The organism is Bisbaumannia pacifica, from assembly GCF_007989625.1.
Taxonomy (GTDB): Bacteria; Pseudomonadota; Gammaproteobacteria; order Pseudomonadales; family Halomonadaceae; genus Bisbaumannia; species Bisbaumannia pacifica.
On sequence record NZ_BJUK01000022.1, the window covers coordinates 54,399 to 65,101 of the forward strand.

The following is a 10,703-nucleotide window of genomic DNA, read 5'->3' on the forward strand; positions in this document are numbered from 1 at the left end:
GCATTGATATCCTTTAGGCATGAAACCATGCCGAAACCATCATCTTGAAAGGTCAGTCGCCGGGCACTTCGACGACACGTACCTCCCCCCCCACGTGCTGGACCACCCGACGCGAGGAGGAAGCATTCGACGTGAGCCGCGGTGCCGGAGAGGCAGCCGACGGCGGGCGAGATTCTAGGGCAGAAATCCGGGTGAGCTCCTCGAAGAGCACGGCGGGGCCCAGGCCGTCGCCATCATCCGTGCCATGACCGTTGGCGACGTCACCACCATTCAAGGCGGCACGCCGCAGGCCGGGCAAGGCAGTCAAGTCGTTCTCCTGGGGCGCGGCCAGGCCCTCGGCACGCTCGCTGGCGCCGATCACCGCAAGGCGCAGGCGCCCGGTGGTCTCCGCCAGCAACAGCCGCGGCGCCTGGGCTTCGTCGAGGGCCAGCACCGCGGTGCGACCGCTGCGCTGGGCCGGCTGCTCGCCGTCGGCAGGCGCCCCTCGCAGGTCGGCGCCGAAGCTCAGCACCTCCACGTCACGGAAGAGTCGCCGCGCCAGTTGGGTACGCGCTGGGTCGTTGCCCTGGGCATAGTAGAAGACATCGACCCGATCCCCCGGGGCGATAAAGCCGCCCCCGCCGATCACCTCGTCGATGCTGACCGCCAGGGCACGCTTGCCGGGTGGCACCGCCTCGGCGAGCAAGCCACCCAAGGCAAAATGCTCGGGGCGCAGGATATCGCCGGGCGCCAGGGGACGCGTCAGCACCCGCCCTTCCACCTCGGCGATTTCGGCGAAGCTTTCCGCCACCGCGACCGGGTAGTCGACGGTACGCAGTAGAGGAGTCCCCGCCTCGGGGCGTGCCTCGAGGCGGGTGCCGATAGCGAGCGGCTCGGCGGCGGTCAGTACGGGAAAACCGGGGGGAGATGCCTCGGTTGAGGACGACTCCGTCACCGGGGCCGGTTCCATGGCCGGCGGCAGATCACGGGTCAGCTGCCAACCGGCAAAGGCCAGGCCGATGGCAATCACCACCAGTACGGCGGCGATCCCCTTAAGCAGATTGGGGGACATAATCTCATTCCTTGAGTGTTTAAATAAATAAAACGCTCATGGGAAATTAAGTTCCACCATCAGTCGATTCGGTAATGGCATCAGTCACTCTATCAAAAAAACCAGAGAAGGCATCGGCAATTCCCGCTTCCGAAGCCACAAATACCGCCAAGGCGATCACGGCCGCAATTACCACATACTCGATGGCGCTGGCCCCTTGCTGCTTGCGAAATATGGGATGGTTGATCCGCATGGCCACGGCGCCACGCTGCGACAGTGCGGTGGTTTTTTCGATCACTTTTTTCATGGTTATCACTCCCTGCGTTAACCAAGGTCCCTCGTAATCGGGACTATTACCTACGCCTCGACCACCTTAGGGTGGTTGGCTTATTGAAACTTCGCTAATCCAGCCAGTAACGAAGTGTCAACTCTCGCGGGGCGATCCAGGCCGCGTGGTGACTAGCCGCCCAGGTTCCAGCTGATGCGGGCATTGATGCGCCCGTCACGACTGTCGCTATCCAGGTCCCGGTCGCCGATAGGCTGGGCATACTCGACGCCCAGGCGGTAGAGACTGCCCCGGCTTAACTCGACGCCGGCCACCGCCGAGGCGATCTCGTGCTCGGTATCGCGTTCGTTGAAACGCGTACGGGCCCCATCGACCAGCAGATAGGGCTCCACCGAGCTGACCCAGTCGCTTTCCACCGGCTGCAGATAGCGCAACTCGATCTCGCCGGCCACCCCGTAGTCACCCTCCGCCTGGCTATCGCCATAGCCGCGACCGAAGCGACTGCCACCATAGTTGCCCTGTTCCGGTGAGGGCAGGGTGTCATCCGACCAGAAGCCGGCGATGCGGCTGGTCAGGCGCCAGCGCGATGCCAGTTGCTCCACCCAGCGCGCCTCGCTCCCCAGGCGGGTGAAGTGCAGGTCTTCCGGCTGATTGATCGAGCCGGTTGCGCTGCTCAAGCGGTTGCGGTTAGCGCCCAGGTCGACGCCTTGGCGCAGGTCTCCCCGCCACTCGAGGATGCGCTCCTCGCTGGCACGGCGCAGTCGTGTATTGAGCTCGAAGGCCGAGAAATTCAGGCGCTGCTCCAGCAGGGCCAGCCCCTGCTCGACGAAGAGTGTGCGTTGATGGTGGTGATCCAGCTGGCCACCCACGAACCAGGAGAAGCGCCGTGAGAGATGGAGCGGATAGTCGAGTCCGGCGCGATAGCGCTCGGTAACCTTCTCTTCCCGGGCCAGTTGATTACCCAGCAAGCTGGTACCGGTGGACTCATCGGTCTCGAAGCGGCTAGCCGCCAGGGAGAGGCGTAGCCCCTCGACGCCCAACTCCTGCTGGTACTCGGCGGCGTAAAATTCATCGTCGGTATCGATGGGAACGAGGGCCGCCAGGGAGAGGCGTTCGGCATGGCGCGTATTGGACTGCAGTGTCAGGTTGGCCAACAGCTGGACATCGTCCTCATCGCCCCCTTGCAGGGAAAAGCCGCCATCCAGAGAGCGCATGGTGCGCTCTTCTACCCGTAAGGTGGTACCGCCACTGGGGGTACGAGGCACCGGCGCATTGATTGCCAGTTGTGCTCCCGGTATCCGCTCCATCAGGGCGGTATAGCGTTCGAAAGTGGCCCGAGTCAGGGGGCGCTCATCGACGATCCGTGCGGCGAGGCGCCGCACGCGACTCGCCACCGAGGCCTTGTCGATATCGAGCTCGGTACGGGCGATATAGCCCTCGACAACCACCACGGTCACCACGCCATTACGGAAATTGTTATCGGGGAGATAAGCGTAGGAGAGCGGGTAACCGGCCTCCTGATAACGACGGGTGATTTCCTCCACGGCCTCGATCAGTTCGCCCACGGTGACCCTCTGCCCCAGCATGGGACTCAAGCCACTCGCGAGGTCCTCGAGTTCGAAGACGGTGCCACCACGAAAATCGAGATGCGCTACCGGAACCACGGTTTCGCGACGAATGGCCCCGGCCACTTCAGGCAGAGAAACTCGAGTGGCACTACGCCGTGCCTCGGATTCCCGAATCTGCTCCAGGCCGGGCACCTGGGTCGGTTGGCGCTCGTCGACAAAGGAAGGAGAATCACTGGCATTCGCCATAGAGAGTGGCACCAGCAGACCAAAGACGCTCATGCACACAGCCAAAAATGGCGAAACGCTCGACGGCCTCCTGAATAAACCACGATAGCTTGACTGCATAATATCCTTTCCCTGGACCAGTGGCGCTCTTCAGCACCTAGACTGCTTTCATTATTATTAGCCACTTTTTATCACAGCGGCGCTTACCACACCACCCAGAGTATTAACCAATGTGAGGATTTAGACAAAATTAGGCCCTGGGTCGCTCCACGACACGACCCAGGACCCTTGGGAGAAGGCCTATTCTCCGCGGTCTAATGATCCACTCAGCAGACCGCCTCCCAGCAGGCTACCGGTGACCCCATCTACGGTGCCGATCAGGCCACCTACCAGGCCATCCTCGCCGCCAGCCGAGCCGTCATCGCCGAGCAGCCCACCTTCGCTGCCCAGTAGGCCACCGGTCAGGCCATCCACGGTCCCAGTGACGCCACCCAGCAGACCACCGTCACCACCAAGCAAGCCGCCTTCGCCATCCAGCAGACCGCCGGTCAGGCCATCCACGGTCCCGGTGACGCCACCCAGCAGGCCACCGCCACCACCCAGCAGGCCGCCTTCGCCGCCCAGTAGACCACCGGTCAGGCCATCCACGGTCCCGGTGACGCCACCCAGTAGGCCACCGTCACCACCGAGCAGGCCGCCATCGCCGCCCAGCAGAGCACCGTCACCGCCCAGCAAGCCGCCATCGCCACCCAGCAGGCCGCCGGTGACGCCATCGACGGTGCCGGTCACCCCGCCCAGCAGGCCACCATCGCCGCCCAGCAAGCCGCCATCGCCGCCAAGCAAACCACCTTCACCACCCAGCAGACCGCCGGTAAGGTCACCCTCTCCATTCAGCAGGCCGCCGGTCAGCCCACCGAGGAGACCACCATCATTGCCTAACAAGCCACCAAGCAAGCCGGCTTCGCTACCGAGGAGCCCGCCTTCTCCCCCCAGCAGGCCATCCAACAGGCCGCCGCCCAATAGGTCAGTGCCCTCGCCTGCCGTCAGCAGCCCCCCCAAGTCGCCTACCAGGTTGCCCGTACCGGTTAGCGTGCCACCCAGGCCGGCAAGCAGAGGGTCCGTCCCACCTAGGGTGTCGCCAAGACCAATCACCACGCCTCCAACCTGACCCAGCAGGTCATTGGCCACCGGCCCCACGATCAAGGCGTCGCCAAGGTGCTGCGTGGTTCCTTCGACGGAGACCAGGACCGGGCGAACGACCGCGCTCAACTCACTGGTCAGGCCGGCCAGATGGCCATCTTCGTCCGTCAGCGTCAGAGTCAGCACATCGCCAACATTGGTCACGGTCGCCCCAAGCTCGCCGACGGTCTTGCCGAGCGTGGTCACCAGCCCGGTCGACGCATCGACCTGCATCAGTACGGGCAGGGTATTGAGTGACTCGACGGTATCCCCGAGGGCCCCAACGGCTCGCCCCGTGTCGGAGACGGTACCGGTGGCTCCGGCCAGGGTGGTACCCAAGGCATTGTCATTCTCGATAAAGCTGCCCAAGCCATCATTCAACCCGGAGGAGAGACTGTTGACACCATCGCCCAGATGCACCAGCACCTGACCCGTACCATCGGTGACGCCTCCCACCAGAGGAACCTCCTGTTGACTCAGGCCATCCCCGAGCACCCTAACGGTATCGCCAAGCCCCTGAGTAGCATCGCCGGCATCCTGTACGACCCGCTCCAAGCTAGTATCTGACGTCTGGCCGGTATCACCGCCACCATTATCGCCACCGCCGCCATTGTCCGAACCGTTATCGGAGCCACCACCTCCCGGAACGGTGAGGGAGCTGCTCCCGCTGCAGCCAGCGAGTGAAATGGCAACCACCAGGGCGGCCAGAGGAAATAGACGAGTTCCCTTCGTACTCATATCGCTTACCTCACTAACGCATTTATTTAAGTTTTTACTGTGAGGTAAGCGTAAGCCGCCCTTCTGCCATTCAGAAAGGTACGGGACACGAAGTGAAGACATGGCTTACATGACACTGCAAGCGGGGACTACACCGCCATTCACAACCAGGCAATGGCAGCTATTTATTCAACAGTATCAAATAAGCATTACCCTTGTGCTTTGCAGTTCCGGTCATTAACTCGTGAATTTCGAACTCACCCATCAGCCGACATGCCAACAACTCCTTTTATGGGAAAAACCCACTAGGAGCGTAACGAAAGACGATGAATGGATATCAGAATCACAGCTGGAGTCGGCCCATCCCCGACACGACTATCAGTGCCGAAATCCGTGCCGCCGAACTGTGGTTGGATAGCACCAAGGCCCAACCCCATACCATCCGCGAGCTCGCCGCCTACCTGGGCTACTCGGAGTCACATATTCGACGCCACTTCCTTCGCGCCTTCGGCATGGGCCCCGGACGCTATCGCAACATCCTTCGCCTGGAACAGGCCGCTCGCCTACTGCTGCGCAGTCGGCGACGCATTATCGATATTGCCATCCACTGTGGCTTTCGCAGCCACCCTATCTTCAGCCGCGCCTTTCAATGGCATTACGGCATCAGTCCATCGCAATTTCGCCGGCGACAGCTTCGACATGCCCAAAACCTTCGCCCTCCCCCGGATGAAATGGGGGAGGTCGTCCTTGGCCGCCATCCGGAAATAACGCTCTGGGCAATACGCCACTACGGGCCCCCGGAGCCGGCATCGCTGTCTTGTCTTGATCGGCGCCATCATGGCGATCGAGGCTTCGAGCGCCACGACACGATCCTGGTACTAGCGGATGATCCCGCCATCACTCCCAGGGCGCGTCAACGTATCGATCTCGGGCTGCCAGTCAGCGCCTCTCGCCCTTGGCCTCCGCCCCCCTGTTATCGCCGCCTCACCTTGCCCGAGACCCTGGCCGCCTCGATCGCCTTCGATGACTCATCACGGCTCACTCAGCTACACGACTACCTGCTCGATCGCTGGCTACCGAGCCAACCGGTAAGCTATCTCGGCGAGCCCGTGCGGGTGATTCGGCGAGCCAGTGGCTCACCCCGTCACACGATGGTTCTTCCCCTGACGACCCAACCCTGCTGAATCAAGCCTATCGACCGGGCATAAAAACAAGCCCCCCCGCCGAGGCGGGGGGGCTTGAATCAGGCAGGGTGCCTGCTGCAACACACCGGGATGCCAGTGTACTGCCAGTACAAGCCTTACTTGTACATGGAACGCTCGAACATGCGGTTCATCTCTTCACGGTTCTGCTGAGACATCTGCAGGGCCGCCTGAGCGTCACGCTGAGCCTGGTTGGCGGTGTTCTGAGCCTGGGTGGCGATGCTGCGAGCCTCGGCGGCGTCGGCCTGAGCGGACTCGGCGGTCATGCGAACTTCTTCCAGGGCGCTGGTAGAAGCACAGCCGGCCAGGACGGCCAGGGAGGCTGCAGCAGCGGTCAGCTTCAGAGTGCTCTTGAGGGTCATAACGTTCTCCTTGAGGGTCTTCCTTGGTTTAGCCCGGGGTAGACGGGATACGCCTCCCTGGGCAGATCTGCTTGCCACCGAAGCGAGATTCTCGCCTTCCACTTCGGCCAGCGCGACCTTGACGGCCAAGCCGTCTTAGTCAAACGCCGTTTTATTATAGACCTAGTGCCTTTGTCTACTACAGAAGATCTTGGTTTCACGTGTCTTAGCCTAGCGGATCACCACCCGCGTGCCAATGTCGACCAGTTGCGACAACCGCTCGATCTGCTCGTTGGTCACCGCCACGCACCCCTGGGTCCAGTGGTACTGCCGATGAAAGGCGGGGTCCCCCTGCCCCAGGCCATGAATGCCGATATCCCCGCCGAGGACGGTGTCCTGAGGGGGACGCCCGTGGTGTCGCAAATAGGCGAAATAGTCATCGTACTCCTGCTGGCTCATGACCCCGGCCTCGAGCGCGTCGCGGGCATGCCAGGGCGTCGGATAATCGAGCCCCAGGAAGATATGGAAGCGACTATCGAAATTGAAACGATCGACACGGAACTCGCCGCTGGGGGTCCGGCGATCGCCCCGGGTGCGAATGGGCGCCACCCCGGCCCGCCCCAGGGCGATCGGCTGCATCCGCTCCAGCTCGCGATTCCCACGGTAGACGTAGAGGGTGGCGCTGCGATCATCCACCAGCAGCCAGAGCTCGTTGGCATGACGGGGAGCGAAACGCGCGTCCAGGTCGTCGAGACCGGCCATCGCGGGAGAAGCCAATAGGGCAAATAGGCCCACCATGGCGGCGAATCGTAGGAAGTAGCGCATTCGAGGGTCTCTTGCGGCGTCGAAACGGGCCCGGGAGCCTCGCCCCCGAGCAGAATTCGCGCCTATGCTACCCATTCCCCGCGCTCAGTTCACCCCACCTTGGCCCCTCCGGGGGAAACGATAAAGTGGTTATTGAGCAGCCGCGTCTTCCCCGACAGCACCATTTCGGTCTCATCGTAGGCGAAGGTCTCGATCGCCTCGCGAGCGTTGGCCAGGGGGCGATGCTCATGAATCAGGGCCGCGGCACAGCGCTCGCGCATGGTGTAGTAGACCACCCCGATGCTGTAACAGAGCACCTCTTGCTCGCCCAGCTTGGCGAGCCAGCGCTCGCGGGCCTCATGGTGAGCGATGGCATAGTTCACGTTGCGTGACTCGCCGATATAGATCAACCGATGCAGCGAGTACTCGTCGCTGGCCTGGTCATACTCCCCACCATAGACGCAGAAGACCCCGCCATCGTTGGGGATCTCGGTACGGTCGGCATCCCGCCAATAGCCAAGCAACTCCAGCGAAAGATACTGTCTCGACATGACGCTCTCCTTAGGCACCCCGATGCGATGGGTGCCAAGCTGACGATCCCGGGCGGGCACTCTCCTTTATCCCAGCAAAGCTTGACAAATTGCGCCAGCCCGCCCCTCAACCCTCTGAAAACGCCGCCGCCGCCCGAGGGCGGCGGCGAGAACAATGGTGAAGAAGCCTCCGTCAATGCAGGGTCGCCGGATCGGCCTGCGCCTCCTCCTCGTCGCCCTCTACCAGATGACTGCGCGACAGGGCATGATCGATCATCTCTTGAGCCACCTCGAAACGGGCGCGGCGCAGCAGATCGGCGGCCTCGGCGGAGAAGCGAATGCTCACCAGAGGCTCGCCCTCCCCCTCGGCGCTGCGCAGCACGACCTCGCCATCGGCCAGCTCGACGATTTCCAGGACTGCGGTCTCGGACACCCGAACCTCCTCAATTCGATAACAAAAGAAAGCGGCCATGGGCAACATCCATGGCCGCTATCGGTGATGTCCTTAGCCTACCATCGCGGGCCGGGCGGGACCACCACCGCGGATCGGTGTCGACGACGGGCGTTCACGCCGGCTCAGCCGAACAGGCCCTGGCTCCTCAGGTAATCGTCGTAGCTGCCGCTGAAGTCGATGATCCCCGATTCGCTCATATCGAGGATACGGGTGGCCAGGGAGGAGACGAATTCCCGGTCGTGGCTGACGAAGATCAGGGTCCCCGGGTAGTGCTCCAGCGCCAGGTTGAGGGCCTCGATGGACTCCATGTCCAGGTGGTTGGTGGGCTCGTCCATCAGCAGCACATTGGGCCGGGTCAGGCTCAGCTTGCCGAACAGCATGCGCCCCTGCTCGCCGCCGGAGATCACCTTGACCGACTTGCCGATATCGTCGCTGGAGAACAGCATGCGGCCCAGGGCCCCACGGATCGCCTGCTCGCCGCCATCGGTCCACTGCGCCATCCACTCGAACAGGGTGGCATCATTGGCGAAGTCGTCGGCGTGATCCTGGGCGAAGTGGCCGAGCTCGGCGCTGTCGGTCCACTTCACGCTGCCGGCTTGGGGTAAAAGCTCCCCGGCCAGGGTCCGCAGCAGGGTGGTCTTGCCGATGCCGTTGGGACCGATGATGGCGATGCGCTCGCCGGCCTCCACGGTCATGCCGAAGCCTTCGAACAACGGCGCCTCACCGGGGTAGCCCTGGGTCACCCCTTCCACGTTGACCGCATTGCGATGGATCTTGCGAGCCTGCTCGAAGCGGATAAAGGGGCTAACCCGGCTCGAGGGCTTGATCTCCTCGAGCTTGATCTTGTCGATCTGGCGCGCCCGGGAGGTGGCCTGCTTGGCCTTGGAGGCGTTGGCCGAGAAGCGACTGACGAACTGCTGCAGCTCGGCGATCTGTGCCTTCTTCTTGGCGTTATCGGCGTGCTGGCGCTCGCGGGCGGCGGTGGCCGCGGTCATGTAGTCGTCGTAGTTACCCGGGAAGAGCTTGATCTCGCCATAGTCCAGGTCCGCCATATGGGTGCAGACGCTGTTCAGGAAGTGACGGTCGTGGGAAATGATGATCATGGTGCTGTTACGCGCGGTCAGCACCCCCTCCAGCCAGCGGATAGTGTTGATATCCAGGTGGTTGGTGGGCTCGTCAAGCAGCAGCACGTCGGGGTCGGCAAACAGCGCCTGGGCCAGCAGCACCCGCAGCTTCCAGCCCGGCGCCACCTCGCTCATGGGGCCGCTATGCTGCTCGAGGGGAATGCCGAGCCCCAGCAGCAGCTCCCCGGCGCGGGCCTCCGCGGTGTAGCCGTCGAGCTCGGCGAAGCGCACCTCCAGGTCGGCCACCGCCATGCCATCTTCCTCACTCATCTCGGGCAGCGCATAGATGCGCTCCCGCTCGGCGGCCACCTCCGAGAGCTCGGCGTTGCCCATGATCACGGTATCAATGACCCGCTCGTTCTCGTAGGCGAACTGGTCCTGGCGCAGCTTACCCAGTCGGGCCCCCGACTCGACCATCACCTGACCCGAGGAGGGCTCCAGGTCACCGCCGAGGATCTTCATAAAGGTGGACTTGCCGCAGCCGTTGGCGCCGATCAGGCCATAGCGATGGCCGTTGCCGAACTTGATGGAGACGTTCTCGAACAGGGGCTTGGCCCCGAACTGCATGGTGATATTGGCGGTGGAGATCAAGGATAAGGGTCCGGTCGGTGCATAGAGGCTCGCGATTGTACCGGTTATGGCCGACCGACACACCGGGAAACACCGTATTGCGAGGCTATTGCGGCTGATACCCTGCCTATTCGAAGGCCCAGGGTAGCCCCGGGCCTCAGCGCAGAAAGAGTATTAACCGCGCCAGCCCCGCTACCACTCCTGGCTGGTCTCGCGCAGGGCGGGCAGCAGCGCCTTGAACGCCTTGAGGCACCCGGCGAGTTCCCGGGCCAGGGGCTCGCCGGCGCTGACGGCGATCAGGCCGCTCGCCGCCTCACGGCGGGCCGCCCCCTCGACCCCATGCAGGGCCTCGAGGCGCGTCAAGAGCCGCGCCAGCCAGCTCTCGGGGACCTCGGCCAGGGCGCGCAGCTGGGTCAGCTCCGCCACCGCCTCGTCGCCACCGAGCAACTGCCGCCAGTCGTGGTGCTCGAGGCGAGCATGCTCGGTGACCTCCCGCAGCAGCGAATCCAGCGCCAGCTCCAGGGTCGCCAGGGCGCCCTCCTCCAGCGCCCGCCGCCGCGCCTCGGCATGCTCATCGTCGTCATCCGGCGACAGGCCCAGCAGCAGTTCGGCCTGGTAAAGCAACTGATTGGTACGTCCTGCCGGCGTCATTTGCGCTTGCCCTCCACCTGCC

11 protein-coding genes are annotated in these 10,703 nt (G+C 63.3%); 1 reads left to right on the forward strand and 10 read right to left on the reverse strand.

The window, feature by feature from the left end; genetic code table 11:
- Window positions 1-52: 52 nt before the first annotated feature.
- The 4 genes from cpaB to HPA02_RS18550 all read right to left on the reverse strand — a co-directional run bounded on the left by cpaB (window position 53) and on the right by HPA02_RS18550 (window position 4,744).
- The gene (gene cpaB, locus HPA02_RS10720) at window positions 53-1,051 is read right to left on the reverse strand and encodes a Flp pilus assembly protein CpaB (protein ID WP_146803187.1); all 999 of its coding nucleotides are present in this window, start codon (window positions 1,049-1,051) and stop codon (window positions 53-55) included.
- A gap of 46 nt (window positions 1,052-1,097) precedes the next feature.
- Complete coding sequence (locus HPA02_RS10725; RefSeq protein ID WP_146803188.1) at window positions 1,098-1,337, reverse strand: Flp family type IVb pilin; 240 nt, start codon at window positions 1,335-1,337, stop codon at window positions 1,098-1,100.
- 152 nt (window positions 1,338-1,489) lie between these two features.
- Window positions 1,490-3,163: a ShlB/FhaC/HecB family hemolysin secretion/activation protein gene (locus HPA02_RS10730; protein ID WP_244945908.1), complete on the reverse strand. Its 1,674-nt coding sequence runs from the start codon at window positions 3,161-3,163 to the stop codon at window positions 1,490-1,492.
- A 246-nt stretch (window positions 3,164-3,409) separates the two neighbouring features.
- Window positions 3,410-4,744, reverse strand: a complete 1,335-nt coding sequence (locus HPA02_RS18550; protein WP_222593993.1) for a collagen-like triple helix repeat-containing protein — start codon at window positions 4,742-4,744, stop codon at window positions 3,410-3,412.
- A gap of 587 nt (window positions 4,745-5,331) precedes the next feature.
- Here HPA02_RS18550 and HPA02_RS10740 point away from each other — a divergent pair.
- Window positions 5,332-6,189 (forward strand): helix-turn-helix transcriptional regulator, encoded by an 858-nt coding sequence (locus HPA02_RS10740; protein ID WP_146803190.1) that lies wholly within the window; start codon window positions 5,332-5,334, stop codon window positions 6,187-6,189.
- A gap of 116 nt (window positions 6,190-6,305) precedes the next feature.
- Here the strand turns inward: HPA02_RS10740 and HPA02_RS10745 are convergent, their stop codons facing one another.
- The 6 genes from HPA02_RS10745 to HPA02_RS10770 all read right to left on the reverse strand — a co-directional run.
- Window positions 6,306-6,569 carry an Lpp/OprI family alanine-zipper lipoprotein gene (locus tag HPA02_RS10745; RefSeq protein WP_146803191.1) on the reverse strand — a complete coding sequence of 88 codons (264 nt, stop codon included), beginning with the start codon at window positions 6,567-6,569 and terminating at the stop codon, window positions 6,306-6,308.
- A gap of 210 nt (window positions 6,570-6,779) precedes the next feature.
- A complete protein-coding gene (locus tag HPA02_RS10750) occupies window positions 6,780-7,310 on the reverse strand; it encodes a L,D-transpeptidase family protein (RefSeq protein WP_232341174.1) in 531 nt (176 codons plus the stop codon).
- Between the two features lie 152 nt (window positions 7,311-7,462).
- On the reverse strand, window positions 7,463-7,903 hold the full coding sequence (locus tag HPA02_RS10755; RefSeq protein ID WP_146803193.1) for a GIY-YIG nuclease family protein: 441 nt from the start codon (window positions 7,901-7,903) through the stop codon (window positions 7,463-7,465).
- A gap of 172 nt (window positions 7,904-8,075) precedes the next feature.
- Window positions 8,076-8,315 (reverse strand): hypothetical protein, encoded by a 240-nt coding sequence (locus HPA02_RS10760; RefSeq protein WP_198058327.1) that lies wholly within the window; start codon window positions 8,313-8,315, stop codon window positions 8,076-8,078.
- A gap of 143 nt (window positions 8,316-8,458) precedes the next feature.
- Window positions 8,459-10,051, reverse strand: a complete 1,593-nt coding sequence (locus HPA02_RS10765) for an ABC-F family ATPase (protein WP_146803195.1) — start codon at window positions 10,049-10,051, stop codon at window positions 8,459-8,461.
- A 171-nt stretch (window positions 10,052-10,222) separates the two neighbouring features.
- The coding region (locus HPA02_RS10770; protein WP_307725135.1) for a DUF6586 family protein at window positions 10,223-10,703 on the reverse strand (481 nt) is incomplete at its 5' end.